This window comes from Cryobacterium sp. TMT2-17-1 (assembly GCF_004402765.1).
In the GTDB taxonomy this organism is placed as follows: Bacteria; Actinomycetota; Actinomycetes; order Actinomycetales; family Microbacteriaceae; genus Cryobacterium; species Cryobacterium sandaracinum.
The window spans coordinates 93,542-120,351 of sequence record NZ_SOGC01000038.1; the positions used below are offsets into that span (position 1 = coordinate 93,542).

Here is a 26,810-nt window from a genome sequence, read left to right on the forward strand (position 1 = left end):
GCCCCAAGGATGCCTAGTTCAGCGCCATCGGGCCGTGCGTGGCGGACTTCTCCTTCGTGGCGAACGGCCCGATGGCGCCGATCTTCACGCCGGTGATCTGCGCCAGCTCCTCGAGAGTGTCGGCCCCGTGCCGGTCGGCGGCGTGGATCATGATGGCCGCGCAGGCCTCCGCGTCGGCCAGGGCGTCGTGGTGGGCGAAACCCTCGAAGCCCGCGGCCATCGCGGCCACCGGGAGCCGGTACGAGTCGAGGTGGTAGGTGCGGCGGGCCACCTGGAGGCTGCAGACGTAGTTGAAGTCGGGCACGACCAGCCCGGCGACCGTGGAGGACGTCTTGATGACCCCCAGGTCGAACCCGGCGTTGTGCGCCACGAGGTGGTCGTCGCCGGCGAAGGCGACCAGGTCGGGAAGCTGCTGCGCCCAGGTGGCCGCACCGGCGACATCCGTCGGCCGGATGCCGTGGATCTTGATGTTCCAGGCCAGGAAGACGTCGTGCCCGACGGCCGGCTTGATGAACCAGGCGATGCGGTCGACGACCTTGCCGTCACGGACCTTCACCAGCCCCACCGAGCAGGCCGAAGCGCTGGAGGAGTTGGCGGTCTCGAAGTCGATGGCGGTGAAGTTGACTGGCACCGCTTCATCCTGTCACGGGCCGCCGACAGCGCGTCGCCGCTGTGCCGACCGGCCTCGGGTCGCAGACGGTACGATTGACTTTCGTGGCTCTTACTATTGCAATCGTCGGACTGCCCAATGTTGGCAAGTCCACCCTCTTCAACGCGTTGACCAAGAACAACGTGCTCGCGGCGAACTACCCGTTCGCCACCATCGAGCCCAACGTCGGCATCGTCAACCTGCCCGACCACCGCCTGGCTAAGCTGGCCGCGGTCTTCGGTAGCGAGCGTCTGCTGCCTGCCCCGGTGTCGTTCGTCGACATCGCCGGCATCGTGCGCGGCGCCAGCGAGGGGGAGGGGCTCGGCAACAAGTTCCTTGCCAACATTCGGGAGGCCGACGCCATCGCGCAGGTCATCCGCGGCTTCGCCGACCCCGACGTGGTGCATGTCGACGGCGCCGTCGACCCGGCCGGCGACATGGAGACGATCAACACCGAACTCATCCTCGCCGACCTGCAGACCCTCGAGAAGGCGGTCTCCCGCTTCGAGAAAGAGGTCAAAGGGCGCAAGCTTCCCCTCATCGTGCTGGAGACCGCGCTCAAGGCGCAGGCCATCCTCGACGCCGGAGCGCCGCTGTCATCGGCCACGCTCGACATCGAGCCCATCCGCGAGCTGGGCCTGCTGACGGCCAAGCCGTTCATCTACGTGTTCAACGTCGACGAGGCGGTGCTGCAGGATGCCGGGAAGCTCGCTGTTCTGGCCGCGCTGGTGGCCCCGGCCAACGCCGTGTTCCTCGACGCGAAGCTCGAATCCGAGCTCAGTGAACTCGACGCCGAGGACGCCGCCGAGATGCTGGCCTCCACCGGCCAGGCCGAGAGCGGACTCGACCAGCTCGCCCGCATCGGCTTCGACACCCTCGGCCTGCAGACCTACCTCACGGCCGGCCCCAAGGAAACACGCGCCTGGACCATCCGAAAGGGCTGGACCGCTCCGCAGGCCGCCGGCGTCATTCACACCGACTTTCAGAAGGGCTTCATCAAGGCGGAGATCTTCTCCTTCGACGACCTGATGGAGGCCGGTTCCGTGGCGGAGGCCCGCTCCAGGGGCAAGGCCCGCATCGAGGGCAAGGAATACATCATGCAGGACGGCGACGTGGTGGAGTTCCGCTTCAACGTCTAGCTCGTAGTCCCGGCTGCAACTGTTCCTGTTTCGGACAATTGTGGCCGGCGCACCGGCAGCAGTTGTCCGTTCCGGCAACAACTGCCCTGATCTCGTGGGTGAGTACCTCTCTCGTGGACCGCGGGCCCGCATGCGGCAGCAGAGTTTCCGTCTCGCTCAGGTGTGATTTACCTCCTCTTGGCCGGCTGGACGGCCTATTTTCGCGTCATGCACTTCCCGGTCAGCTGGCGCAGTTCCGCTTCAACGTGGAGCCCGCAGACTAATAGACCCGGGACGACTCTCGCGATGGGCGCAGCAGCCGGCGGGGTTGGGCAGACCCTTTCACGGGGTGTGTGGCGGCTCAGGCCCCTGAATCCACCGAGGGGACATAGAAGTGGGTGATCGGCCCGAGTGGATCGTCGGCGATGAGGACGACTGACAATGTGCGGTCTTGTCGGTCTGATGATGGCGTGCAGGGTGGAAGTGAAACATGACCCACGACGATGCGGAGCTGGAGCGGGTCATCCGTGGGCTGGCCAAGCGAAGAGATGTTCCACGAGGAATCGGGATACTGGGCTTCAAGTTCAGCGGCGTTGTCTCCGACGGCGATTCCGTCGACTGTGCCGATGTGGACCCCGTTCACGGTCTCGGCTGACACTGCGAAAGTGGTGTTCGGGCAACGAGGTGCATTCGGGCTATCCCAATCCCGATCCCAATCCTGCACGACAAAATCGGCCCAGGAGTAGGTGATTCTCGGATGCCGCTCGTCGCCCAAGGTATCGAATATTGGCGCGCTGCCCAGGGCCAACGAAAGTGCAGGGACCAACTCGCTGGCGGGCTGGAAATAGTCGAATGTGGACAGGGCATTGCCCGATGCATCCCGCAGCTCGATCGACGTCGCACTGAGGAAGATGTCCGTCACTTCGGCTGGATCGGGCGGCGACACCGATTGAGTTGGTGTCGGTGCCGCCGTGGGCATTGCCGTCGGGCTGGGAGTGCGGGGGATAGGAACTGCTGGACCAGAACAGCCGGTCAGCAGCACCGCGCCAAAAGCGAGGAGCAGGGCTGAGAGGACTGCGCCCACACCAGACACGCCGTGATCGGCCATGGTTTTCCCCCAGAGTCATCGGACGCATAGCGCCCTCGGTACATCGTTACACAGACGATCAGATATTCCTCAGGAGTGGGTTGGTGTTGCCGTCTCAAGGTAACGTTCTTTGGTTCCGAAACGTGGTGGAGTTCAGGTTCAATGTATAGGCTCTAGCTCCTCGCGCTAGTCATCGAAGCAGCAGCAATCGAAGGAGACCATCGTGCCTGTCATCGTCATCATCGGAGCCGGACCGGGACTCGGAGCAGCAGTTGCGCGAAGGTTCGGGCGCGAGGGCTTCTCAATTGCCCTGATCGCCAGAAACCAGTCGAAACTAGACGCTATGGCAGCCGAGCTCACCGCTGCCGGCTTCACCGCGAGTGCTTACCCTGCTGATGTCCGCACGCCGGCGTCGCTCGAAGCTGCCCTTAAGCGTGCCGCGGCAGAGCTCGGGCCCATCACCGCGCTGCAGTACAGTCCGCTCCCATCGCGTGACTACCTGAAGCCGGTGCTTGAGATGACTCCGGAGCTCGCCTTGGAGGCGTTGCAGTTCTCGGCTCTCGGGCTCATCCACGCGGTGCGTACGGTGCTCCCAGCAATGCGGCAGGCAGGAAGCGGCAGCATCATCATGATCAACGGCGGAACCTCGGTGAAGGCCCGCGCTGACTTCGCAGGTACATCGGTCGCCTTCCCGGCTGAGAGCGCCTACGGCGAAATGCTCCACGACGCCCTCGCGGGTGAGGGCGTCCGTGTCAACCAACTCGTGATCCCAGGAGGCATTCCTCAGCTTCAGCTTGCCAACGGCATCGACGGCGTCGCCGATCGGATTTGGGACCTCCACGCCGTTGCCGGACCATTTCGAACAATGCTCATCCCGCTTGAGGAAGGCAGAGAGTAGGGGGCACTACGCTGCTGGCAGCGACGATGCGGAGACAGCCAGGAGGGCGCGAAACGTGGCTCTAAAGGTTGCTCCGCGATGCCACTCCGTGGATTTCGCTTCAACGTGTAGCCCGCTCCGGGTTGGGCATGACAACGGTCGAGAGTCTGTATCCGTCCGACCTGGTGCGGGAAGTGGGACACAACGTCATGTCTGCGGCGTGCGTCGAGGACGAGGCAGGTGAGTTGATCCAGCTCGTCCCGACGTTTGAGGGCGCGGCTATGTTAGCGAGAACAAGTCGGTGGGGGCGAGGATTTTTTCGATGATGCCGGTGTCTCGGCCGGTGAAACCGATCACGCCGTAGGTCATTGGCAGTCCGTAATCCGGAATCGCGCCTGAGAATGACGACGGCATGTCGAGGGTGACAGAGTCGGTCCCGAAGGTTTCGTCAAAATGCACTTGATCGGCAGGCTTGCCGTCAGCTGTTGACTCGAAGTCCTGCCCGGTCTGGTTGCCGTTGACATCCTCAATGGCGACACCGTTGGTGGCCATGGTTCCGGATGCCCTGACCTGAAAGGCGGGGATGTACGGGCCCGGCCGCGGATTGAAGTCTGCGTCAGGACGGTTCACCCCAATCGTGAAGCAGTCCCATTCCGTGAGTTCGGCCCTTGGGTAATGGGAGGACTCCTCCACCGATTCTGACGTCGGCTCGCCGAGAAGGCCCCTGAGTACGGCCACAGCTGCATCCCCATCGCTCTGATAGTTCAGCGATGCGAGGACCGTACCGTCGGCTGTGACGATATCGGTGGCTTCGGCGCCGATGATTATGGTTGCCGGCAGCGCGGCAGGTGTCGCCGATGGAGTGGGTTCCGGTTCGGGTGCTACCGTGGCGGTCGCGACCGGTGTCGGTGACGATGCGGCGACATCGCCGTCGACCTGGTCGGTGCTGCATGCGGTAAGGGTGAGCAAAGCGGCGGCCACAATGGCGGTCAGAGCCAGCGGCCGGCGCATTACAAAGTCCTCCAGGTGTTGAAGTTGGGGCTTGGTCGGAGCCTGCTTCTTCCCCGCGCGGCTTCGGTCGATTCAGGGCTCCGGGGCATAGCCTCCGTTCATTCACGCTTCCCCAGAAGAGGTCACTCGCAGTGGCCGGAACGTTTCGTACAGAGTCTCTGGCTCCCGGATCCTCACCGCGAGATACTGTGTCCTCTCACCAAGAGTGAAAACCTCACACGCCCCAGTTAGGTGAGGGAGAGCGGAATTCGGTGATAGGGCCGAGTGGGTCGGCGGCGATGAGCCAGACTGAAAACGTCAGTTCTGACAGGGAGTCCAAGGGTGGGAGCGGTACGAGACCAACGAAGATGTCGCGTCTGCTGCCTTGTGGGCGCGCGGTGTCGGGGTGTCGTGCCGCGATCTCGGCGGCATCATCTCCAACAGCGATTCCGTCGACGGTGCTGATCTGAACACCGTTCACGGCGGACGAGGAAACCTTCACCCAGGTGTTCGGTTCATGTGGTGACGTCCCGCCTGGCACACCATCCACGAGGACGAAATCGCCGTCCCATGGAGTAGGCGACTCAGAGCCCGTAGGCAGGATATCGCCCCAGATGTAATTGGTTCCCGGAGGCACCTCGCTGCCGCCCTCGAAGTGCTCTGAGGTAGGTGCGCTTCCGAAAGCCGTGGACAGACCGGCAACCAACTCGCCGGCAGGTTGAAAATAATCGAACGTGGACAGGGTCGTGCCGGACGCGTCTCGAAGTTCGATCGACGTTGCAGTGATGAGGAGGTCCGTCACAGGGGCCGGAGCTGACGGACGCGCCGCTTCAGTGCGGCCCGGCGTTGGCGTTGCTGTCGCCGTCGGCGTTGCTGTTGCCGTCGGGCTTTCGCCGCCGAGGACGGGACCCGGTGGGCCGGAACATCCGGTCAGAAACAGAGCTGCAATCAGAAACAGAGCTGCCAGCGCTCTGCCGAACTTATCTGGCACCCCGTAAACGATCATACTTCCCCCGATGTCGCCTTGGATCTGACTGCAGTCGGGACATCGTTGCACAAATTACGTGTCGGCGGCCTTCGTGGGCGGGGCCATGTCTTTCGGTGACGGAACGTGGTGAAGTTCCGCTTCAACGTCTAGCCGAGTTCCGGCCGCAACTGTTTCCGTTTCGGACAATTGTGGCCGGTGCACGGGGCGCAGTTGTCCGTTCCGGCACCAGTTGCGATGGCGAAGCTCGTTGCACTCGAGCGAGTCGTGATGGTCTTCCTTGGCTTGGCCGGCTGAGTTATCTGGTAGTCGTAATGCGTTTTCGTGCGGTGATGCGGTGGAGCTCCGCTTCAACGTCCAGCGCGTTGCGTGTGGCGTGTCGATCGACCGTGCCCGCGGTCGCGGTCGCCGAGATCGACAGGTCCGGTCGAGTCCCCCTGGTGTTGTGGGGCGATCTCGACCGCAGCCGGCGAACTCCGCTGCCAGCGCTCTCAGCGGGGCATCCGGCGCGTGAGAATTCGCGGTAGGCCTCGCTCGACGGAGCCGGCACGGTGGGGTGTGGCTAAATCAGGAGATCTGTCGCCCGGGGATGCCCCCAGACTGGTCTTTCAATGTGGATACCGCCGCGGGCCGGACAATTCTCCTGAATTAGCCACCGCGCGGGGCTCCCCGCTTCAGCAAATCGTGTTGCAGGGAACGGGGAGATCCCTCGGCCGACACCTCGACTTCTCCGCGGACGAGCAACAGAATCGGGATCGGGGCCACGCTCGATGAACTCAAAACCGCGTAACCCGACGCTCACGGACCAGAGCGACTGCTTCCGCCCCCTCAACCTTCCGCCCCCTCAACCGCCCGCGACGCACAGGATGACGTTGCCTCTCTTATGGCCGGCCTCGACGAAACGGTGCGCCAGAGCGATGTCGGTCAGGTCGTACGTCCAATCGATGACCGCCAGGAACAGACCCGACTCGGCAAGGTCGACCAGGTGCGCGAGGGCATCCGCGGTGCTGTCGATGTTGCCCGCGACGACCCGCCTCCCGCTCCTCCTGGTGCCAGGCGGCCAGAAGCAGCCCCCCGGAGATCGGAAACGACGAGCAACAGGGCCCCGCCCGGAGTGAGGCACGCCGCAGCGCGTTCAAAGGGGGCGTTCCCGACGCAATCCATGATGACGTCGTAGGTTTGCCCCTCGAGCAGGAAATCCTCCGTTGTATAGTCGATCACCCGGTCGGCGCCGAGCGCGGTGACCAGCTCGCGGTTGGCGCCGCTGCACACACCGGTGACTCGCGCGCCCATCTGCTTGGCGAGCTGCACCGCCGCCGTGCACACGGCACCGGATGCGCCGTTCACGAGCACGGTGCTGCCCAATTTGATCGCGGTGCGACTGAAAAAAGCATGGGCGGTGGTCCCGCCGGAGACGAGAGTCACGGCATCCGTGAAGGTCATGTTCCGTGGCTTCGCCGTGATCGCGCCATCCTGCGGGATGCAAACGTATTCCGCGTGCCCGCCGAATCGGCTGCCGAGCATCGCGATCGCCTCCCACCCGGCAACCTGCCCGGCAGAGGCGCCGACCTCGCTTGCAGTCGTCGAACTCGGCGCACAGACCCGCTGCACCCGACCGGGTGACTGCGCTCACACGGCAGTTGGCAACGGGAACGTGGCGAGCACCGTGCGGCCGCTCGCCGCCGATCGGGGCGCCATGTCCACGAGGGCGATCTGGGTGAGAGCGAGCCGCTGGCCCTCGTGCACCCGGGCGCCGTTCTTGATCGTGATGTGGGCCCGGAAGCCGGGACCCGTGAACGCGGGCTCGTCGGGGATGGAGGCAAGCGGCCGCACAGCCTCGATGAGGGCGCGGTGCAACCGGGTCAGGCGTGGATCGTCCCCGACGAGCGTCACCGGCACGTCCTCGCGCCGGCCGAAGAGCGCGTCGGCACCCGCGACCGCCGTGAGGGCGGTGCGGCCGGATGCCGTGGCGGCGACGACGCCGGAAATGACATCCGCGATGACGGATGCCGCGACATCCGTGTGAAAAGGGGGCAGCACGGTGATGTGCAATGGCCATTCCGACACCGGGAAGCTGTCGCCGGTGCTGAGCGCCGTGAGCGGGAGGACGACGACGAGGCGGGACATCCGCCGAGTCTAGGGGAGTCCCGCCGGCGCGCCGCCGGTGGCACAATGGGCGCATGATTCTGTACCTCACCGGCGACGACGCCGCCGACGCCCTGCTCAGTGATGACCCCTTCGCGCTCCTCCTCGGGATGCTGCTGGATCAGCAGATCGCGATGGAGACCGCGTTCGCCGGTCCGGCCAAGATCCGCGACCGGATCGGCACGCTCAATCCGGCGACCATCGCCGGCTTCGACGCCGACGCACTCGTCGAGGTGTTCCGGGCCACGCCGGCCGTGCACCGCTATCCGGGCTCGATGGCCGCTCGCACGCAGACCCTCGCGGGTGTGATCGCCTCAGACTGGAGGGGTGATGCGTCCGCCCTGTGGACCGCCGACTCCCCGGACGGCGCCGAGATCCTGCGGCGCCTGAAAGCGCTCCCGGGATTCGGCGAGCAGAAGGCGAAGATCTTCCTTGCCCTGCTCGGCAAGCGTCAGGGGCTCGTCGCGGAGGGCTGGCGCGAGGCCTCCGAGCCCTATGGCGAGAACGGCTCGTTCCGGTCCGTCGCCGACATCGTCGACCCCGAATCGCTGACCCGGGTGCGGGAAACCAAGCGCGCGGCAAAGGCCGCGGTCAAGAAGGGGTAGTCATGGTGCGTCTGCTGATTCGCACGGCCATCTTCATCGGCTTGGGCGCGGCCGGCCTGGTGTCGACCAGGTCACCGAGCGTGTAGCGGCTGCGCGCCATCCGCAACCACCTGCTCAAGCACCACGCTGTCAGGCGAGGGGTGTTCACCGACGTGGCGCGTACCGGATCGGCCGACCCCCTGCCGGAGAACCCGCTCTTCCGTGCTCCGAGGGGCCGTCATCTGTCTTCCTGCTATTGACCTTTTGACTGGGGGCATACTCTATGCAAAGATTCAGGAAACTCGTACTAAATTTTTAGACAGCAGTCAGCTAGGCAGTTAAATGACTGATCAATCAATAAACACAGCAAAGCTCTACAGCACGGCTCTTTCCTGTTCTTTCTCGCTTATTCGGAGGACAACGTGATTCCCGATTCCCTCACCCAGATTCAATACGACACCGTCTACAACGTGTTCTCGCTCGTCATCGCGTCACAGCTGTTCACGTCGATCTTCATCATCATCTCGCTCAAGCGGGTCCTGCCCCGGTACCGTCAGGCGATGACCGTCGCGGCCATCGTCTGTGCGATTGCCGCCTACCACTACTTCCGCATTTTCGACTCCTTCAAGGCGGCCTTCGTCACCGAGGCCATCGGCGGGGCGGGCAACTATGTGCAGGTCGCCGGGGAGTCCTTCAATGAGGGCTACCGCTACGTCGACTGGCTGCTCACGGTTCCCCTGCTGCTGCTCGAACTGATCGCGGTTCTCGCCCTGGCCCGCAAGGTGCAGACCAGTCTCCTGTACCGGCTCATTCCGGCTTCGGCCCTGATGATCATCCTCGGGTACCCCGGCGAGCTCAGCGGGGACAACGGGGTGCGCGGAATCTTCGGTCTGCTCTCCACCATCCCGTTCGCATACATCCTCTATGTTCTGTTCATCGAACTGACCAAGTCCCTCGACCGCCAGCCGCGGAGTGTGCGCCGCACGATCAGCCAGCTGCGTCTGCTTCTGCTGCTGACCTGGGGTGTCTACCCGATCGCCTACCTACTGCCCATGCTTGGTATCGACGGCTCGGATGCCTGGGTCGGCAAACAGATCGGATACTCGGTCGCCGACATCCTCGCCAAGGCCCTCTACGGTCTGATCATCTACCGGATTGCGCGGATGAAATCGTTCGCGGATGACCCGGCGTTCGCACACCTTGAACTATCGGTCGATGAGGCCGAGGAGATCGCCGCCCCGGTGCACGTGCGGAACAAGTAGGCCTACCCGGCCACCTGCTCACCGCCAACAGGCCTGGGCCGATCGCGATCATTTTGATCGTGACCGGCCCAGGCCCGTTTCGCTTTCTGCTGCCCCTCAGGCAGGGTCTAAAATCAGGTGTGCTCATCGCTCTGAATGACGGAACCGCGGATGCCGTGGTGCGGCGCCATCTGCACCACCTGGTCGACGACGAGGTGCGGGCGAGCCCGAGCATCCGGGGTGGCCAGACCAGCGCCGACCGTGCCCTCGCGGCATTCTCGGTCGCGGGCTATGCGGCTAGGCGCAGCCAGGTGCTGCCAGAAATCGATCGCGGGGCATCCCGGCTATCACCGTACATTCGGCACTCCCTGGTGCCGCTTAGCCGGGCTTGGGAGCACGTCGCAGACGGACCTGCCCGAGATACCCGCAAATTCCGGGACGAGTTGCTCTGGCAGGAATACGCCCGACATCTCTATGCGCGTGTGGGTGTGGCCCTGCACCGAAACCTGCGCTTTGCGGCACCCTGGTCCGGAGAATTCGAACCCCAGGCCTGGCCGCACCGGATGCACTGCATCGACTCGGTCGTGTCGGAACTGGAAACCGACGGCTGGCTGGTCAACCAGACCCGGATGTGGCTGGCCTCCCAGTACACGGTCCGGTCTGGCGCGGGGTGGCATGCCGGCCAGGAAGAATTCTACCGGCACCTGCTCGACGGCTCCCGCGCGGCCAACCTCCTGGGCTGGCAGTGGACCGTGGGTGCCGGCACCGGCTCCGCCTACGGCTTCGCCCGCTGGCAGGTTGAGAAACGAGCGCCGCAGCTCTGCCGGGACTGTCCGCTCGCCCGGGCCTGCCCGATCGAGCAGTTTCCGGTGGGGGCAGCGCCAGTGCCGGTGACGGATGCGCCGGCGAACCTCACGCACGATCCGCACCTGTCCGACACGCAGGGGCCTACCGACGTCGTGCGCCGCCGCGCACCCCGGTCGGTGCTGCTGACGGTGGATTCCCTGGGTGACGCCGATCCGGCCCTTGCGGCGCATCCCGCACTCCCGGCCGCCTTCGTCTTCGACGAGCCGGCCCTGGCCAGGCTGCGGCTCTCAAGCAAAAGACTGATCTTCACAGTGGAAACCCTTCAGGATCTGGCCCGGCGTCGCGAGGTGGTCGTGTACCTGGGTGACCCGCGAGTGATCGTTCCGGACCTCGACGCAGCAGTCACGTTTGCGCCGGTACCCAGCTTTGCGCGGTACGCGGAGGGCGCGGCCGTGCTGCATCCGTGGCCGTGGCTGGTGCCGCCGCACAGCGGATCGGTGGCCAGTTTCTCGGCCTGGCGCCGTGCCTCGGCCGGCGTCTAGAGTCCGAAGTCGAGCGTGCGGGCTAGCGGCCCTGGCGGCGCTTGCCGGGACGCGGCTGGCCCTTCACCTCGGGCGCGCGGCCCTTGCCCTTCGCCGCCTTGGCCTTTCCGCCCGCCGGAAGCGGCGGCTTCCAGGACTCATCCGAGGCGGCCAGCTCGGTGCGGGCATCCGTGAGAAATAGGTTGCCCGCCGCGGTCAGCCGGGTGGTCTCCGTGGTGCGGTCGATGAGCACGACGCCGATGTTCGCTTCGAGTTTTGCGATCGAGGAGCGCAATTTCGGGGTGGAGATATTGAGGTTCATCGCGGCGCGCGGGAAGTGCAACTCCTCGGCGACGGCGATGAAATGCCGGAGGAGTGTGATGTCCACGGAACGCCTTTCTGTGTGGGCCGCACGAATCGCGGGCGAAGTGACAAGGGTACGCGTTCCCGCTGGAGGTGTCGCCGGGAGGCAACGGAAGCGGCCGCACCGCGCTGCCGGGCCCGCACGCGCTAGGCTCGGAGCGCACACCCTCAAGTGAATATAGGGCCATCAAGGTCGATGCGGGAGAGTTCGGCGCCCTCAGGCAGTCGAACACCGAAGGAGCAATCCTCCCCGACAATCTCTCAGGTACTCGTACCGCATCGAACTGGCCACTCTGAAAAGTAGTCGCGGCTCGACAGCGGCTCGCCCACGGTGAAAATCGCGCCCGACCAACGGCTGCGGTGAAGCTCTCAGGCCTGACGACAGAGGGGGAGTTCCCAGGGGTACGATCGATCGATCGCGCCCCGGAGATTCTTGCTCGGCCCCCGGCCGGCGACAACCTGGAGAACTCATGACCTCGGACACTGAAGCCCACACCGATTCAACCCCCACGGTGGAGCGGTTCTCCCCGCTGCACCTGGCGCACGTGGATGCCGGCGCCAGTTTCACGGACTTCGCCGGGTGGCAGATGCCGGTGCGCTACTCGAGCGATCTCGCCGAGCACCACGCCGTGCGCACCAGCGCGGGCATTTTCGACCTCTCGCACATGGCCGAGATCCTGGTGGCCGGGCCGGACGCCGGAGCGTTCCTCGACTATGCCCTCGCCGGCCAACTCTCCACGATCGACCTGCTGCAGGCCAAGTACAGCCTCATCCTCAACCGTGCCGGCGGCATCATCGACGACATCGTCGTCTACCGCACGGCCGAGAACGAGTACCTCGTCATCGCCAACGCGGGCAACCGTTTCCCGGCGGTCAAGGCGCTCACGGCCCGGGCCACCCGCTTCGACGTCACCGTCACCGATCAGAGTGACGACGTCGCCCTGATCGCCGTGCAGGGGCCTAATTCGCGCGCCATCCTCGAGGCCACGGCGGACCTCACGGTCGACGGCGACCTGTCAGCGCTGAAGTACTACCGCGCCCTGGGTGGTGCCTTCCAGGCCGGCCGCGTTCTCATTGCCCGCACCGGCTACACCGGTGAAGACGGCTTCGAACTCTATGTCGACGTGCCGGATGCCGCGGCGCTCTGGGACGCGCTCCGCGCGGCGGGCGCCTCTTTCCACCTCGTGCCGGCGGGGCTCGCCAGCCGCGACACCCTCCGTCTCGAGGCCGGCATGCCGCTCTACGGCCACGAACTGAGCACCTCGACCTACCCGGCGCAGGCCGGACTCGGCCGCGTTGTGAACCTCGCCAAGGAGGTCGATTTCATCGGCCGCGAGGCCAGCGAAGAGGGTCCCAGCGCGGAGGCGCGCGTACTCGTGGGACTGGAATCTGCCGGCAAGCGTGCCGGGCGCGCCGACTACCCGGTGTATCGCAGTGCCGACGCGACCGTGGCCGACGGCGTGATCACGAGCGGGGCGCTGTCGCCGACGCTCGGACATCCGATCGCCATGGCCTACGTGGCTCCCGGCCTGGCGCGACTCGGCACCCAGGTCTTCGTCGATGTGCGCGGCACCCGCATCCCCGCAACTGTGACCGCCCTTCCGTTCTTCAAGCGTCAGAAATAGTCCACCCCTCGAGAGGAACACCCCCATGGCCGAACAGTCTGAACTCCAGTACACCGCCGAGCACGAGTGGGTTCTCGTCGACGGCGACACCGCCACCGTCGGCATCACCGCCTACGCCGCCGACAAGCTCGGCGACGTCGTCTTCGTCGAGTTGCCAGCCGTCGGCAGCGATGTCGCCGGCGGCACCGTCGTCGGCGAGATCGAGTCCACCAAGTCGGTCGGCGAGCTCTTCGCCCCTGTCACGGGCACCGTCGCCGAGACCAACGACGCCGTCGTCGAGAGCCCCGAGCTCGTCAACAGCGACCCGTTCGGCGCCGGCTGGCTGCTCAAGGTCACGTTCGCGGAGTTGCCTCCTCTCCTCAGTTACGCCGACTACTCCGCCCTCATCGGCGAGTAACGAAAACGAAAAGCCAGGTTCCGCACACATGTCACAGCCCTTTACTCAGCGCCACATCGGCACGGATGCCGACGCGCAGTCCCGCATGCTGTCGATCCTCGGTTACGACTCGGTCGACGCCCTCGTCAACGCGGCCGTGCCCGAATCGATCCAGGTGGACCAGTTCCGCACCATCGGTGATAGCACCCTGCCGCCCGCCGCCACCGAGCGGGAGGCCATCGCGGAGTTGCGGGACCTCGCCGGCCGCAACACCGTGAAGCGGTCCATGATTGGTCTCGGCTACTACGACACCGTCACCCCGGCCGTGATCAAGCGCAATGTGTTCGAGAATCCCAGCTGGTACACGGCCTACACTCCGTACCAACCCGAAATCTCCCAGGGCCGTCTTGAAGCGCTGATCAACTTCCAGACCATGATCGCCGACCTGACCGGACTCTCCACGGCCAACGCGTCCATGCTCGACGAGTCGACCGCCGTGGTGGAGGGCATGCTCCTCACCCGTCGGGCGTCGAAGTCGAAGTCGACCCGTTTCCTCGTCGACGCCGACGCGCTGCCGCAGACGAAGGCCTTGCTGGGCAATCGCGCGGCCGCCGTCGGGATCGACCTCGTGGAGGTCGACCTGGCTGGGTCCGCTGAGGACCTCGGCGAGTACTTCGGTCTCTTCGTGCAGTACCCCGGCGCATCCGGCCGGGTCTGGAACCCGGCCGGCGTTATCGCCGCCGCCCAGGCGCAGGGGGCGCTTGTCGTCGTCGCCGCCGACCTGCTCGCCCTGACCCTGATCACCTCGCCCGGCGAGCTCGGCGCCGACGTGGCCGTGGGCACCAGCCAGCGCTTCGGCGTGCCGATGGGCTTCGGCGGTCCGCACGCGGGTTACATGGCCGTGCGCAGTGGCCTCGAGCGTCAGCTTCCCGGCCGCCTGGTCGGCGTCAGCGTTGACGCGGCCGGCCACCCGGCCTACCGCCTGTCGCTGCAAGTGCGTGAGCAGCACATCCGTCGGGACAAGGCCACCTCGAACATCTGCACCGCCCAGGTGCTGCTGGCCGTGATGGCCGGCATGTACGCGGTCTACCACGGGCCCGACGGCCTGCGGAAGATCGCCGCCCAGGTGCACGAGCGCGCCGGGCAACTCGTCGTCGCTCTCCTCGCCGCCGGTGTCGACGTTGTCACCGCGACGTTCTTCGACACGGTCCGTGCCTCCGTTCCGGGCCGCGCCGCCGAGATCGCCCGGGCCGCCTCCGCCAGCGGGGTCAACCTCTACCTGGTCGACGCGGACACCGTCGGCATCGCCGTCGACGAGACGACGACTCTCGCGGATCTCGCCCTGGTCGTCGGCGCGTTCGGCGGGCGGGATGCCTTCGGCCTGGTGGACTTCAGCATGGTCGAGGCCGGCCTTCCGCCCGAACTTCATCGCACCAGCGAGTTCCTCACCCACCCGGTGTTCAACACGCACCGCTCGGAGACGAGCATGATGCGCTATCTCAAGCGCCTCGCCGACTTCGACTACGCGCTCGACCGCGGCATGATCCCGCTCGGCTCCTGCACCATGAAGCTGAACGCGGCCACCGAGATGGAGGCCGTCAGCTGGCCCGAGTTCGGCGGGCTGCACCCGTTCGCGCCGCGTGCCGACATCGAGGGCTACCTGGAACTGATCCGGCAGCTCGAATCCTGGCTGACGGATGTCACCGGCTACGACTCCGTGTCCCTCCAGCCCAACGCCGGCAGCCAGGGTGAACTCGCCGGGCTCCTCGCGATCCGCGGCTACCACCTCTCCACCGGGGATACCCAGCGCACGGTTTGCCTGATCCCGTCCAGCGCGCACGGCACCAACGCGGCATCCGCCGTGCTGGCCGGCATGAAGGTCGTCGTCGTCGCCTGCGACGAGCTCGGCAACGTCGACCTGGAGGACCTGCGCGCCAAGATCGCGAAGCACGCCGAGAACCTCGCCGCGTTGATGATCACCTACCCGTCGACGCACGGCGTCTACGAGCACGAGGTCGGCGCCATCTGCACGGCCGTGCACGACGCCGGCGGCCAGGTCTACGTCGACGGCGCCAACCTGAACGCCCTGCTCGGTTTCGCCCGTTACGGCGACTTCGGCGGCGACGTGTCGCACCTGAACCTGCACAAGACGTTCTGCATCCCGCACGGCGGCGGCGGGCCGGGCGTCGGTCCGGTCGGGGCCAAGGCGCACCTCGCTCCGTTCCTGCCGGGGCATCCCCTCGCTCAGAGCGACGAGCACTACCTCCTCGCCTCCGGCGATGCGGCGGCGGTCGACGGCGGTGTCGATGAAAGTGGCGGCACGGTCGGCGGCACGCACAACGGCACGGTGGGCGGCACGGTCGTGCACTCCGGCGGGCCGGTCTCGGCGGCGCCGTACGGCAGCCCGAGCATTTTACCGATCTCCTGGGCCTATGTGCGCATGATGGGGGCCGAGGGTCTGCACGCGGCCACCGGCGCCGCGGTTCTCGCGGCCAACTATGTGGCCAAGCGCCTCGAGGCTCACTACCCGGTGCTGTATTCCGGTGACAACGGCTTGGTCGCACATGAGTGCATCCTCGATCTACGCCCGCTCACCGAGGCCACCGGGGTCAGCGTCGATGATGTGGCCAAGCGACTCGTCGACTACGGCTTCCACGCGCCGACCATGAGCTTTCCGGTGTCCGGTACGCTCATGATCGAGCCCACCGAGAGTGAAGACCTGGGCGAGATCGACCGGTTCGTCGAGGCCATGATCGCGATCAAGGCCGAAGCGGATGCCGTAGCCGCCGGCCGCTGGCCTGCCGAGGACAACCCGCTGCACAATGCCCCGCACACTGCACAGTCGGTGATCGAGGGGGAGTGGACGCACGCCTACGACCGTGAGACCGCGGTCTACCCGGTGCGCAGTCTCATCCGTGGCAAGTACTGGCCGCCGGTGCGCCGCATCGACAACGCCTTCGGTGACCGCAACCTCGTCTGCGCCTGCCCGCCCCCCGAGGCCTTCGAGTAGACCGCCACTCCCTAACGAATTCGACGGAGATTTTGCCTGTCCGGCCAGGTTTTGGCCCGATTCGCGCCATTCTCGGCAAAATCTCCGTCGAATTCGCAGGCCGGCCGGCCGGCAGGTCAGGCAGGTCAGGTCGGCCGGCAGGTCAGCCAGCGGGGGCGAGGAGCCCCGGCCACCAGGTGAGGGCGAGCGGGTACCCGATGAAGGAAACTATGTCGAGGATCCAGTGCGCAATCACGAGCGGCATCGTGCGTCCCCAACGCAGATAGCACCAGCCGAACAGCACCCCCATGGCCGCATTGCCGAAGAACGGCCCGATGCCCTGGTAGAGATGGTAGCTGCCGCGCAGAAGCGCCGAGGACACGATGATGGTCCAGGTGGACCAACCCAGCTCGCGCAGCCGGGTAAACAGGTAGCCGACCACAATCAGCTCCTCGACCAGTGCCGAGCGCAGTGCCGAGAGCACCAGGATCGGGATCGTCCACCAGAACGTGTCGAGCGGCGACGGCACGATCGCCACGGTGAAGCCGAGGGACCGCCCGGCGAGGTAGAGCCCCAGTCCGGGGATACCGATCACGAGCACCAGCCCGAAACCGCGCAGTAGGTCGCGCCCCGGCTGCGTGAAGTCGAAGCCCAGCCGCCGGAACGGGCTCTGCCCCGGCAGCCACAGCAGGTAGAGCACCAGGGCCACGGCGAACAGGGCGAAGAAGATGCCGAGGAACTGATAGCTGAAGTCGAGCCATTCCCGCGGCGACTGCGACCCGTTCAGGGTCGCCGACTGCTCCGAGAGCGGCCTGGCGTCGGTCAGCCGGGCGATGATCGAAATGATCGAGTAGAGCGCGGATGCCCCGAGCGACATTCCGAGGACGATCCCCACCTCCCAGCGGAGCCCGGTTCGATTGCCGCGCAGAGTCACGCGCCCGGCTTCATCCGGCAGGCCGGTGTTCCCCCGGGCAGCCGGTGGCGGTACCGCGCCACGAGCCGGTAGCCCACTTCGGCCGCCCACGACCACGGCGGCACGGTGCCGAGCCAGCCCAAGACGCGCATGAGCACATTAGGCTGGTGCCGAAGCAGGGCGGCCACGGCCGCGGCGCCGCCGAACCGGTGGTCGTCGACGATCAGCCAAACCCGGGACTGGGCATCCTTCGTCGTCAGCGCATAGGACGTCAGGTCGGTCCACTGGTAGGGAGCGGAAGCCGGCATGCCGGGAATCAGACGCTTCATGGTGTTCACGGAGGTCGTGCAGAACGCGCAGTCGCCGTCGAAGATCAACAGCGGAGGGCGTGCGTGGGCGGTCACGATCATCCTCCCATCCTCCCACTGCTCGGAACGTGCAGGTTGCTGAATTCGGTGGGCGGATTGCGCGCAAGAACCTGCTGTGGCGCAACTATCCTGCGCAGTTTGTTTCGCATCTGTAACGTTTCCCCAATAGATTATGCGAAGTCCGCGCCCACTCTTTAAAGTCGGTATATCCGAGATGTCTGCTCGCCTGAGGGTCACGCGGCATTTCCCTGTGCACTGGAGGAAAATTGAAAATCAGGAGACTGGGCATACCTGCCATCGCCTTGGCTGCCGCGGGAGCCCTCGTGCTCTCCGGTTGCGCCAGCGGAGACGCCCCGGCAGAGAGTGACACCGCGGCGATCATCACCACGAACGGATCCGAGCCGCAGAACCCGCTGGTCCCGACGAACACCACCGAGACCGGAGGCGGCAAGATCACCACCTCGATCTTCGCCGGGCTCGTCTCGTACAACGCCAAAGGCGAGATCGAGAACGAGGTCGCCAAGTCGATCGAGTCCGACGACGCCCAGAACTGGACCGTCACGCTCAACGACGGCTGGGAGTTCACCGACGGCGAGGCCGTCACGGCTGACTCCTTCGTGGACGCCTGGAACTTCGGAGCGAAGTTCAGCAACGCTCAGAGCGCCTCTTACTTCTTTGACAACATCGCCGGCTTCAGCTACGACGCTGACGCCGAACTGACCGGTCTGAAGGTCGTCGACGAATCCACCTTCACGGTCGAGCTGGCCTCGCCCGAGGCCGACTGGCCGCTGCGCCTGGGCTACACGGCGTTCATGCCGCTGCCCTCCGCCGCGTATGAGGACATGGAAGCCTTCGGCGAGAACCCGATCGGCAACGGCCCGTACATGCTGGCCAAAGAGGGCGCCTGGGAGCACGAGGTCGGAATCGACCTCGTCACCAACCCCGAGTACGACGGCGTGCGCAAGCCCGCCAATGGTGGCCTGAACATCGTCTTCTACGCCTCGATGGACGCCGCGTACGCGGATGTCCAGGGTGGCAACCTCGACGTGCTCGACGCCGTCCCGGACGCCGCGTTCGAGTCCTACGAGTCGGACTTCCCGGACCGCTTCGTGAACCAGCCGGCCGCCATCTTCCAGGGCTTCAACATGCCGTACTACCTCGAGCACTGGAGTGGTGAGGAGGGCAAGCTGCGACGCGCCGCCATCTCGATGTCGATCGACCGCAAGGAAATCACGGACGTCATCTTCCAGGGCACCCGCACCCCTGCGACCGACTTCACTTCGCCGGTCATCGACGGTTACTCCGATTCCCTCAAGGGTGCCGAAGTCCTCGAATACAACCCGAAAGAAGCCAAGGCCAAGTGGGCCGAAGCCGACGCGATCGCACCCTACACCGGCACGTTCGACCTCGCCTACAACTCCGACGGCGGCCATGCCGCCTGGGTCGACGCGGTGACCAACAGCATCAAGAACACGTTGGGCATCGAAGCCATCGGCAAGCCGTACCCGACGTTCGCTGCGGCGCTCGACGACCGTTCCGCCGACAAGCTGACCGGTGGAACCCGCGCCGGCTGGCAGGGTGACTACCCGTCGCTGTACAACTTCCTCGCTCCGCTGTACCAGACCGGTGCCGGCTCGAACTACGAGGACTACACCAGCGAAGAGTTCGACGCGCTGCTCAAGGAAGGCGCGGCCGCGTCCTCCGTCGAGGACGCCACCGCGAAGTACCAGGAAGCACAGGAAGTCCTCCTCGCCGACCTTCCCACGATCCCGCTCTGGTACTCCAACGTCAGTGGCGTCTGGTCCGAGTCGGTCGAGAACGTCGTCTTCGGCTGGGACTCCGTGCCGATGTACACCGACATCACCAAGAGCGAGTAGCTCTCGTTCAACCAGCTCGTCAGCAGTAAACAGATAACACGTGTGGGGTTCGGGGCATACAGCCCCGGACCCCACACGTGACTAGACTCAACCAGTGATTGTGAATTTCATGTACATACGTTCCGGCTTGGGGACCTGATGATCTGGTATACCGGCAAACGCCTGCTCCAGATGATCCCGGTGTTTTTCGGTGCGACACTCCTGATCTACTTCATGGTGTTCTCTCTTCCCGGAGACCCCATCGCGGCCCTGTACGGCGATCGGCCCCCGGCTCCTGGAGTGATCGAGCAGATCCGCGCCCAGTACAACCTGGACAAGCCATTCATCGTGCAGTACTTCATCTACATCGGCAACTTCTTCCAGGGTGACCTTGGCACCACCTACTCCGGCCGCCCGGTCAGCGACGTGATGGCGAAGGCCTTCCCGATCACCGCCCGTCTGGCCCTGCTCGCGCTGGCCATAGAAGCCATCTTCGGCATCCTCGTCGGTCTCGTCGCTGGGCTCCGCAAGGGCAAGCTCTTCGACACCAGCGCCCTCGTGGTCAGCCTCCTCCTGATCAGCGTCCCCACGTTCGTGATCGGTTTCGTGCTGCAATACGTCTTCGCGGTGAAGCTCGGCTGGGCGCGCACCACGGTGAGCAGCGAAGCTCCCCTGAGTGAACTGCTGCTGCCGGCCCTTGTTCTGGCCTCCGTCTCCTTCGCCTACATTGTGCGGCTCACCCGGGCCAGTGTCTCCGACAACCTCAGTGCGGATTTCGTGCGCACCGCCACAGCAAAGGGGCTCTCCCGCCGCCGGGTGGTGGGCGTGCACGTGTTGCGCAACTCCCTGGTCCCGGTCGTCACCTTCCTCGGCGTCGACCTCGGCTCACTGATGGTCGGTGCCATCGTCACCGAGGGCATCTTCAACATCAACGGCGTCGGCGGCACCGTCTATAAGGCGATCAAGCTCGGCGAAGGACCCACCGTGGTGTCGTTCATCGCGGTGATGGTCGTGATCTTCGTGCTGGCCAACCTGCTCGTCGACCTCCTCTACGCAGCTCTGGACCCGAGGATTCGTTATGCCAAATAAGAACCCGAACGCGCAGACCCACTACGTGGCCGCGCTCGAAGAAACCCCGGTCGAAGTCGTCGACCGCCTCGATGAATCGCAGAAGGCCCGCAGCACCTGGGCGGATGCCTGGGACGCCATGCGCGTGCGGCCCACCTTCTGGATCTCTTCGGCCCTGATCCTCCTGATCGTTATCGTCGCCCTGTTCCCGAGCCTCTTCGCCCAGGTGTCGCCCACCGAGTGCGACCTCGGCGACAGCCACGCTGGTCCGGGAGACGGACATCCGCTCGGCTACACCCGTCAGGGCTGCGACATCTACGCGCGAATCATCTTCGGCACGCAGGCCTCGGTCACCGTCGGCCTGCTCGCCACGATCCTGGTGACCTTCACGGGAATCATCGTCGGCGCGCTCGCCGGTTACTACGGCGGCGTGCTCGACTCAATCGTCTCCCGCATCGGCGACATCTTCTTCGCCGTCCCCACCGTGCTGGGCGCGATCGTGCTCATGTCGGTCCTGCCGGAGCGCACCCCCGTCACCATCGCACTCGTGCTGTCGCTTTTCGCCTGGCCGCAGATCGCGAGAATCATGCGCGGCGCGGTACTCTCCGCCCGCAACTCGGACTACGTCACGGCGTCCGTCGCCCTGGGCGTCAGCAAATTCCGGATTCTGCTGCGCCACGTCGTGCCGAACTCGATCGCCCCCGTGATCGTGATCGCCACCGTCTCGCTGGGCACGTTCATCGTGGCCGAGGCCACCCTGTCGTTCCTCGGCATCGGCCTCCCGCCGGGCATCATGTCCTGGGGTAACGACATCGACGCGGCGAAGAGTTCGCTCCGCACCAACCCGCAGGTGCTGCTCTACCCTGCGGCGGCACTGTCCGTGACCGTTCTCGCGTTCCTCATGCTGGGCGACGTCGTGCGCGACGCCCTCGACCCCGAAGCGAGGGCCCGCCGATGAGCCAGACCGTCATCGAATCCATCGGCGAGAGCGCCGTCGTTTCCACCGAGCCTCTGCTCCAGATCCGCGACCTCGAGGTCGGTTTTCAGACCCAGCACGGCCTCGTCCCCGCCGTGCGCGGGGTCAGCCTCACCCTGTATGCCGGTCAGACGCTGGCGATCGTGGGGGAGTCCGGCTCGGGCAAGACCACGACCGCGCAGGCCATCATCAAGCTCCTCGCCGGTACCGGCAAGATTACGGCCGGACAGATCCTGTTCGAGGGCCGCGACCTCGCCGGGCTGTCGGACAAACAGATGCAGGATGTGCGCGGTCGCCTGATCGGCTACGTGCCGCAGGACCCGATGAGCAACCTGAACCCCGTCTGGAACATCGGCTTCCAGGTCGAGGAGGCCATCAGGGCCAACAACGTGGCTCAGGGCAAGGCGGCGCGTCAGCGCACCATCCAGGTGCTGCAGGAGGCGGGCCTCAGCGACGCGGAGGACCGCCTCAAGCAGTTCCCGCACCAGTTCTCCGGCGGCATGCGCCAGCGTGTTCTGATCGGCATCGGCCTGTCCGCCCGGCCGAAGCTCCTGATCGCCGACGAGCCCACCTCGGCGCTCGACGTCACGGTGCAGCGTCAGATCCTGGACCACCTCGGCACCCTCACCCGCGACTACGGCACCTCGGTGCTGTTCATCACCCACGACCTCGGCCTCGCGGCCGAGCGGGCCGAGCAGCTCGTCGTGATGTACAAGGGCAAGGTCGTCGAATCCGGGCCGTCGCTGGAGATCCTCGCCAACCCGCAGCATCCTTATACCCAGCGCCTTGTGGCCGCGGCTCCGAGCCTCGCGTCGCGCCGCATCCAGTCGGCCAAGAGCCAGGATGCGGACGACGTGGAGATCTTCTCCGGTGGATCGCTCGACACGACCCTCGTGGCCCGTGCGGCCGAGCGGGAGCAGGCGGCGGCGACGCAGGACCTGATCAAGGTGCAGAACATCTCCAAGATGTACCGCATCCGCACCAAGGGTCTGAGGTACAACGAGCTGCTGGCCGTCAACGACGTCTCCTTCGCCATCAAGAAGGGCACCACCACGGCGCTCGTCGGCGAATCCGGGTCGGGCAAGTCGACGGTGGCCAAGCTCATCCTGCAGTTGGAGAGCATCACCAGCGGGCAGATCGAATTCGACGGCCAGGATGTCGCCGGGCTCAAGGGTGCGGCGCTGCTCAAGTTCCGGCGTCGCGTTCAGCCGGTCTTCCAGGACCCGTACGGTTCCCTGGACCCGCAGTACAACGTGGGCAACACGATCGCGGAGCCCCTGCTGGCCCACAAGATCGGCAACGCCGCGGAGCGGCAGGCCCGCGTGCGCGAGTTGCTTGACCAGGTCTCCCTTCCCTGGGCCACCCGGTACCGGTACCCGAGCGAACTGTCCGGTGGGCAGCGCCAGCGCATCGCCGTGGCGCGCGCCCTGGCGCTCAAGCCGGACGTGCTCGTGCTCGACGAGGCGGTCTCCGCCCTCGACGTGCTCGTGCAGGGACAGATCCTCAACCTGCTCACCGAGCTGCAGACTGAACTGGGCCTGACCTACCTGTTCATCACGCATGACCTCGCGGTCGTGCGGCTCGTCGCCGACAACGTCTGCGTCATGCAGAAGGGCAAGATCGTCGAGACCGCGTCCACGGACGAGGTCTTCGACAGTCCTCGCGAGGCCTACACCCAGGAGCTGCTCGCGGCCATCCCCGGTGGCAACTTCCAGTTTGGCCGCTGACCGGGTTCCGGGTGCTTCGGCACCAGGTCGTCGTGGTGACCCGATCGGGCGAACGCCTCGTGTGCTGGGGTGCACCGTCCGCTGTCCGGTCGTCGGTGGCGACTTCGCCGGAGACCTCTCGGGCGGTCGGGCAGGTGCGGGAGGCCAGCGGGCGGATCACCGGGTCGTCCGCGCACCGGGCCATCCGCGGCTTCTGGGACCGGCACGAGGCTCCGCAGCGCGCCGGGGAGCGAGTGGTGCGCCGCTGGCATCGACGGTCGTTCCTGGTCGGCGCCGTGCTCGTCCTCGGGCCGGCCGTTCAGCTGGCGTGGTCGTCGCTGGCCTGAATTTTCTGGTTGCGCCTGAGCTTTGCTCCAAGACAGATCGTGTTCTTGCGCATTGAGCCCTCAAAGTTTCAAAACTGTTACATTTTCCGTCTTAAAGTGCCCCAGACTGGCATCTGGGGCAGAGTCGCTTCACGCAGGCATAGGCTCTCCCCTCAAGCACACAAGAGCAGTTCCTTCCCCCGGTATCCCGGCGGGGGGAACGATGGGGGAGTCTTCATGGTTTCGCATCGTTGTACGCAGATCGTCGCCGTTCCCGGCACCCTGGTCTGATCCGAGCTCAACCCGGCCGCGGTCTGGGAAGAGCGCACTCCGATCACGTACAAGGACTACGTGTCCACCTGGACGGCCATGAACGGCACCAACGAGGAGTATTCCCTAGCCTCCACGGCCATCTTCGACCAGATCAGCGCGATCGAATCCACCGGAACCGAATTCGATTTCACGGTCACGTTCGACTCGATCAACGCCGACTGGGCGTCGATCTTCACGAGCGTGCTGCCGGCCAGCGGCGCATCGGCAGCCACGTCGTTCGGCAACTCCGAAACCGACCTGCTCCACATCTCGTCGAACGCCGATGCCGACCAGAGGGCTGAGAAGCGCGCGGATGCCGAGATCCAGGCATCCGGTGGCCTCACCTGGACCCACGTCACCATGAACGGCTCGAAGGGCCCGCTCGCGGACGTCGAACTGCGGCGCGCCATCGGCCACGCCGTCAACCGCGGTCTCATCTCCGAGTCGGTCAACACGCCGGTAGGCGTCGACGCCACCACCCAGGGCAACTTCATCTTTATGCCGGGTCAAAAGGGATATGAAGACAACGTGGGCGACGCAATCGGCTACGACGTGGCCAACACGGAGCTCGACACCGACAAGCGCATCGTCATCGCCAACGAGATCAACACGGTCCTCGCCGCGTACGTGCCCATCATCCCGATCGCGCCGCTGCCGAACGTGTACGCCGTGAAGTCCGGCCTCGTCAACCACAGGGCCACCCAGTGGCGGACACACCCGCAACACAGCACGGAGGACGGGACGGGGACTTGAGCCCTCCGCCCCGTTTTTCGTGCTCCGAGTCGGGATCCGAGGGACTCTCAGCCCCCGGACGGGGAGAGTGCGGTAGGATTGTCCGTTGGGTCGGACTTTGACCACACACATCCATTCTTCGTCGCATGCGGTACTTTGCGGCATCCATTCTTCGTAAGGATTTACTTCATGGCGATTGCCACGCGCAATAACCTCCGAAATGTCGCGATCGTAGCCCACGTTGACCACGGCAAGACCACGCTGGTCGACGCGATGCTCCAGCAGACCAACTCGTTCGCCGAGCACTCACACACCGAAGAGCGCGCCATGGACTCGAACGAACTCGAGCGCGAAAAAGGCATCACCATCCTCGCCAAGAACACGGCGATCTCCTACAAGGGCATCCACGCCAAGGATGGCCCCATCACCATCAACGTGATCGACACCCCCGGCCACGCCGACTTCGGCGGTGAGGTCGAGCGCGGCCTCTCCATGGTCGACGGTGTTGTGCTTCTCGTCGACGCCAGTGAGGGTCCGCTGCCGCAGACCCGCTTCGTGCTGCGCAAGGCGCTCGAGGCCCACCTGCCCGTCATTCTCCTGGTGAACAAGACTGACCGTCCCGATGCTCGCATCGACGAGGTCGTCGAGGAAAGCCAGGACCTGCTCCTCGGCCTCGCCAGCGACATGGCCGACGATGTGCCCGACCTCGACCTCGACCTGGTTCTCAACGTGCCCGTCGTCTACGCGTCCGGCCGTAACGGGTCCGCCAGCCTCAACCGTCCCGAGAACGGCCAGCTGCCCGACAACGAAGACCTCGAGCCGCTCTTCGCAGCGATCCTCGAGCACATTCCAGCGCCGGTCTACGACGACCAGCACCCGCTGCAGGCCTGGGTAACCAACCTCGACTCCTCGCCGTTCCTCGGCCGTCTCGCACTGTTGCGCATCTTCCAGGGCACCATCAAGAAGGGTCAGACGGTCGCCTGGATCAAGCACGACGGCACCATCGCAAATGTGCGTGTCACCGAGCTCATGATCACCAAGGCGCTCGACCGCTACCCAACCGAGAGCGCCGGCCCCGGCGACATCGTCGCTGTCGCCGGATTCGCCGACATCACCATCGGTGAGACCCTGGCCGACCCAGAGGACCCGCGCCCGCTGCCGACCATCACGGTCGACGACCCGGCCATCTCGATGACGATCGGCACCAACACCTCGCCGCTCATCGGCAAGGTCAAGGGCCACAAGCTCACCGCCCGCATGGTCAAGGACCGTCTCGACAAGGAGCTCGTCGGCAACGTCTCGCTCCGCGTTATCGACATCGGACGCCCGGATGCCTGGGAGGTCCAGGGCCGAGGCGAACTCGCCCTCGCCATCCTGGTGGAGCAGATGCGACGCGAAGGCTTCGAGCTCACCGTCGGCAAGCCGCAGGTCGTCGTCAAGCGCGTCGACGGCAAAATTCACGAGCCGTACGAGCACCTCACTATCGACTCGCCGGAAGAGTACCTCGGCGCGATCACCCAGCTGCTCGCCGCCCGCAAGGGACGCATGGAGAACATGGCGAACCACGGCACCGGCTGGGTCCGGATGGAATTCATCGTTCCGTCGCGTGGCCTGATCGGATTCCGCACCGAGTTCCTCACGGACACCCGCGGCACCGGTATCGCCAACGCCATCTTCCACGGCTACGAGGCCTGGGCCGGCACGATCACCACTCGTACCAACGGCTCGATCGTCGCCGACCGGTCCGGCGTGGTCACGCCGTTCGCGATCATCGCTCTGCAGGAGCGCATGTCGTTCTTTGTCAACCCGACCGAAGAGGTCTATGAGGGCATGGTCATCGGCGAGAACTCGCGCGCCGACGACATGGATGTGAACATCACCAAGGAAAAGAAACTGACCAATATGCGTCAGTCCACCTCCGACACGTTCGAGTCGATGACCCCGTCCAAGCAGCTCACGCTCGAGCAGTGCCTCGAGTTCGCCCGTGAAGACGAATGCGTCGAGGTCACCCCGGCCGTCGTGCGCATCCGCAAGGTCGAGTTGGCCGCCTCGGCACGTCAGCGCAACGTCTCGCGTCTGAAAAAGCAGGACGCGAACTAACCGTCGCCACCGTGCGGCTGAGCGGCCGCGACGAGCGAAACCGTAGGGGTGCGGTTATGGTTTTCCATAGTGCTGCCCCTGCGGTTTCGCGCTTTT

At 65.5% G+C, this 26,810-nt stretch carries 24 protein-coding genes and 1 riboswitch; of the genes, 15 read left to right on the forward strand and 9 right to left on the reverse strand.

Annotated elements, in window-relative coordinates:
- Nucleotides 1–13: 13 nt before the first annotated feature.
- Nucleotides 14–631, reverse strand: a complete 618-nt coding sequence (locus E3O47_RS10705) for an exonuclease domain-containing protein (RefSeq protein WP_104100864.1) — start codon at nt 629–631, stop codon at nt 14–16.
- Between the two features lie 83 nt (nt 632–714).
- On the opposite strand from E3O47_RS10705, the gene ychF reads away from it, so the two are divergent.
- On the forward strand, nt 715–1,788 hold the full coding sequence (ychF, locus tag E3O47_RS10710) for a redox-regulated ATPase YchF (protein WP_134420467.1): 1,074 nt from the start codon (nt 715–717) through the stop codon (nt 1,786–1,788).
- Between the two features lie 340 nt (nt 1,789–2,128).
- Here ychF and E3O47_RS10715 read toward each other — a convergent pair whose 3' ends face one another.
- Nucleotides 2,129–2,875, reverse strand: a complete 747-nt coding sequence (locus tag E3O47_RS10715) for a hypothetical protein (RefSeq protein WP_134393785.1) — start codon at nt 2,873–2,875, stop codon at nt 2,129–2,131.
- A gap of 202 nt (nt 2,876–3,077) precedes the next feature.
- Between E3O47_RS10715 and E3O47_RS10720 the strand changes: the two genes are divergently transcribed.
- On the forward strand, nt 3,078–3,752 hold the full coding sequence (locus E3O47_RS10720; RefSeq protein WP_134420469.1) for an SDR family NAD(P)-dependent oxidoreductase: 675 nt from the start codon (nt 3,078–3,080) through the stop codon (nt 3,750–3,752).
- Between the two features lie 258 nt (nt 3,753–4,010).
- Here E3O47_RS10720 and E3O47_RS10725 read toward each other — a convergent pair whose 3' ends face one another.
- The 4 genes from E3O47_RS10725 to E3O47_RS10745 all read right to left on the reverse strand — a co-directional run bounded on the left by E3O47_RS10725 (nt 4,011) and on the right by E3O47_RS10745 (nt 7,833).
- The gene (locus tag E3O47_RS10725) at nt 4,011–4,742 is read right to left on the reverse strand and encodes a hypothetical protein (RefSeq protein ID WP_134420471.1); all 732 of its coding nucleotides are present in this window, start codon (nt 4,740–4,742) and stop codon (nt 4,011–4,013) included.
- A 214-nt stretch (nt 4,743–4,956) separates the two neighbouring features.
- A complete protein-coding gene (locus E3O47_RS10730; protein WP_134420473.1) occupies nt 4,957–5,727 on the reverse strand; it encodes a hypothetical protein in 771 nt (256 codons plus the stop codon).
- A 903-nt stretch (nt 5,728–6,630) separates the two neighbouring features.
- Nucleotides 6,631–7,230, reverse strand: a complete 600-nt coding sequence (locus E3O47_RS10740) for an NAD(P)-dependent alcohol dehydrogenase (RefSeq protein ID WP_134420477.1) — start codon at nt 7,228–7,230, stop codon at nt 6,631–6,633.
- A 105-nt stretch (nt 7,231–7,335) separates the two neighbouring features.
- Nucleotides 7,336–7,833 carry a 2'-5' RNA ligase family protein gene (locus E3O47_RS10745; protein ID WP_134374720.1) on the reverse strand — a complete coding sequence of 166 codons (498 nt, stop codon included), beginning with the start codon at nt 7,831–7,833 and terminating at the stop codon, nt 7,336–7,338.
- 53 nt (nt 7,834–7,886) lie between these two features.
- Between E3O47_RS10745 and E3O47_RS10750 the strand changes: the two genes are divergently transcribed.
- The 3 genes from E3O47_RS10750 (at nt 7,887) to E3O47_RS10760 (ending at nt 11,025) form a co-directional block, all read left to right on the forward strand.
- On the forward strand, nt 7,887–8,456 hold the full coding sequence (locus E3O47_RS10750; RefSeq protein WP_134374718.1) for an HhH-GPD-type base excision DNA repair protein: 570 nt from the start codon (nt 7,887–7,889) through the stop codon (nt 8,454–8,456).
- A gap of 401 nt (nt 8,457–8,857) precedes the next feature.
- A complete protein-coding gene (locus E3O47_RS10755; protein ID WP_104100872.1) occupies nt 8,858–9,697 on the forward strand; it encodes a bacteriorhodopsin in 840 nt (279 codons plus the stop codon).
- 119 nt (nt 9,698–9,816) lie between these two features.
- Complete coding sequence (locus tag E3O47_RS10760) at nt 9,817–11,025, forward strand: FAD-binding domain-containing protein (RefSeq protein WP_198412868.1); 1,209 nt, start codon at nt 9,817–9,819, stop codon at nt 11,023–11,025.
- 22 nt (nt 11,026–11,047) lie between these two features.
- Here the strand turns inward: E3O47_RS10760 and E3O47_RS10765 are convergent, their stop codons facing one another.
- Nucleotides 11,048–11,392: a LysR family transcriptional regulator gene (locus E3O47_RS10765; protein WP_134374716.1), complete on the reverse strand. Its 345-nt coding sequence runs from the start codon at nt 11,390–11,392 to the stop codon at nt 11,048–11,050.
- 164 nt (nt 11,393–11,556) lie between these two features.
- Nucleotides 11,557–11,654, forward strand: a riboswitch (glycine riboswitch).
- A gap of 183 nt (nt 11,655–11,837) precedes the next feature.
- On the opposite strand from E3O47_RS10765, the gene gcvT reads away from it, so the two are divergent.
- The 3 genes from gcvT to gcvP are packed head-to-tail and all read left to right on the forward strand — an operon-like array spanning nt 11,838 to nt 16,378.
- The gene (gene gcvT, locus E3O47_RS10770; RefSeq protein ID WP_134420479.1) at nt 11,838–12,992 is read left to right on the forward strand and encodes a glycine cleavage system aminomethyltransferase GcvT; all 1,155 of its coding nucleotides are present in this window, start codon (nt 11,838–11,840) and stop codon (nt 12,990–12,992) included.
- Nucleotides 12,993–13,017: 25 nt separating this feature from the next.
- Nucleotides 13,018–13,389: a glycine cleavage system protein GcvH gene (gene gcvH / locus E3O47_RS16210; RefSeq protein ID WP_104100875.1), complete on the forward strand. Its 372-nt coding sequence runs from the start codon at nt 13,018–13,020 to the stop codon at nt 13,387–13,389.
- 28 nt (nt 13,390–13,417) lie between these two features.
- A complete protein-coding gene (gene gcvP / locus E3O47_RS10780) occupies nt 13,418–16,378 on the forward strand; it encodes an aminomethyl-transferring glycine dehydrogenase (protein ID WP_134420481.1) in 2,961 nt (986 codons plus the stop codon).
- Nucleotides 16,379–16,520: 142 nt separating this feature from the next.
- Here the strand turns inward: gcvP and E3O47_RS10785 are convergent, their stop codons facing one another.
- On the reverse strand, nt 16,521–17,234 hold the full coding sequence (locus tag E3O47_RS10785) for a CPBP family intramembrane glutamic endopeptidase (RefSeq protein ID WP_134400833.1): 714 nt from the start codon (nt 17,232–17,234) through the stop codon (nt 16,521–16,523).
- A gap of 53 nt (nt 17,235–17,287) precedes the next feature.
- Complete coding sequence (locus E3O47_RS10790) at nt 17,288–17,680, reverse strand: DUF393 domain-containing protein (RefSeq protein WP_134342330.1); 393 nt, start codon at nt 17,678–17,680, stop codon at nt 17,288–17,290.
- A gap of 224 nt (nt 17,681–17,904) precedes the next feature.
- Between E3O47_RS10790 and E3O47_RS10795 the strand changes: the two genes are divergently transcribed.
- The 7 genes from E3O47_RS10795 to typA all read left to right on the forward strand — a co-directional run bounded on the left by E3O47_RS10795 (nt 17,905) and on the right by typA (nt 26,714).
- Complete coding sequence (locus tag E3O47_RS10795; protein ID WP_104100878.1) at nt 17,905–19,515, forward strand: ABC transporter substrate-binding protein; 1,611 nt, start codon at nt 17,905–17,907, stop codon at nt 19,513–19,515.
- A 138-nt stretch (nt 19,516–19,653) separates the two neighbouring features.
- Entirely contained in the window at nt 19,654–20,583 is a 930-nt protein-coding gene (locus E3O47_RS10800; protein ID WP_104100879.1) for an ABC transporter permease, read from the forward strand.
- On the forward strand, nt 20,573–21,520 hold the full coding sequence (locus E3O47_RS10805; protein ID WP_104100880.1) for an ABC transporter permease: 948 nt from the start codon (nt 20,573–20,575) through the stop codon (nt 21,518–21,520). The genes E3O47_RS10800 and E3O47_RS10805 overlap by 11 nt, the downstream gene beginning before the upstream one ends.
- A complete protein-coding gene (locus E3O47_RS10810) occupies nt 21,517–23,265 on the forward strand; it encodes an ABC transporter ATP-binding protein (RefSeq protein WP_134342331.1) in 1,749 nt (582 codons plus the stop codon). The genes E3O47_RS10805 and E3O47_RS10810 overlap by 4 nt, the downstream gene beginning before the upstream one ends.
- A gap of 95 nt (nt 23,266–23,360) precedes the next feature.
- Nucleotides 23,361–23,591, forward strand: a complete 231-nt coding sequence (locus E3O47_RS10815; RefSeq protein ID WP_134420483.1) for a hypothetical protein — start codon at nt 23,361–23,363, stop codon at nt 23,589–23,591.
- 330 nt (nt 23,592–23,921) lie between these two features.
- A complete protein-coding gene (locus E3O47_RS10820; protein WP_134420485.1) occupies nt 23,922–24,635 on the forward strand; it encodes an ABC transporter substrate-binding protein in 714 nt (237 codons plus the stop codon).
- A gap of 168 nt (nt 24,636–24,803) precedes the next feature.
- A complete protein-coding gene (gene typA, locus E3O47_RS10825; RefSeq protein WP_134342334.1) occupies nt 24,804–26,714 on the forward strand; it encodes a translational GTPase TypA in 1,911 nt (636 codons plus the stop codon).
- Nucleotides 26,715–26,810: the final 96 nt, after the last annotated feature.

Coding starts and splice junctions, on each gene's coding strand:
- E3O47_RS10715 (WP_134393785.1), bottom strand. CDS start 2,875: ATGGCCGATCACGGCGTGTCTGGTGTGGGCGCAGTCCTCTCAGCCCTG.
- E3O47_RS10725 (WP_134420471.1), bottom strand. CDS start 4,742: ATGCGCCGGCCGCTGGCTCTGACCGCCATTGTGGCCGCCGCTTTGCTC.
- E3O47_RS10730 (WP_134420473.1), bottom strand. CDS start 5,727: ATGATCGTTTACGGGGTGCCAGATAAGTTCGGCAGAGCGCTGGCAGCT.
- E3O47_RS10740 (WP_134420477.1), bottom strand. CDS start 7,230: ATGCTCGGCAGCCGATTCGGCGGGCACGCGGAATACGTTTGCATCCCG.
- E3O47_RS10745 (WP_134374720.1), bottom strand. CDS start 7,833: ATGTCCCGCCTCGTCGTCGTCCTCCCGCTCACGGCGCTCAGCACCGGC.
- E3O47_RS10750 (WP_134374718.1), top strand. CDS start 7,887: ATGATTCTGTACCTCACCGGCGACGACGCCGCCGACGCCCTGCTCAGT.
- gcvT (WP_134420479.1), top strand. CDS start 11,838: ATGACCTCGGACACTGAAGCCCACACCGATTCAACCCCCACGGTGGAG.
- gcvH (WP_104100875.1), top strand. CDS start 13,018: ATGGCCGAACAGTCTGAACTCCAGTACACCGCCGAGCACGAGTGGGTT.
- gcvP (WP_134420481.1), top strand. CDS start 13,418: ATGTCACAGCCCTTTACTCAGCGCCACATCGGCACGGATGCCGACGCG.
- E3O47_RS10785 (WP_134400833.1), bottom strand. CDS start 17,234: ATGTCGCTCGGGGCATCCGCGCTCTACTCGATCATTTCGATCATCGCC.
- E3O47_RS10790 (WP_134342330.1), bottom strand. CDS start 17,680: ATGATCGTGACCGCCCACGCACGCCCTCCGCTGTTGATCTTCGACGGC.
- E3O47_RS10800 (WP_104100879.1), top strand. CDS start 19,654: ATGATCTGGTATACCGGCAAACGCCTGCTCCAGATGATCCCGGTGTTT.
- E3O47_RS10805 (WP_104100880.1), top strand. CDS start 20,573: ATGCCAAATAAGAACCCGAACGCGCAGACCCACTACGTGGCCGCGCTC.
- E3O47_RS10810 (WP_134342331.1), top strand. CDS start 21,517: ATGAGCCAGACCGTCATCGAATCCATCGGCGAGAGCGCCGTCGTTTCC.
- typA (WP_134342334.1), top strand. CDS start 24,804: ATGGCGATTGCCACGCGCAATAACCTCCGAAATGTCGCGATCGTAGCC.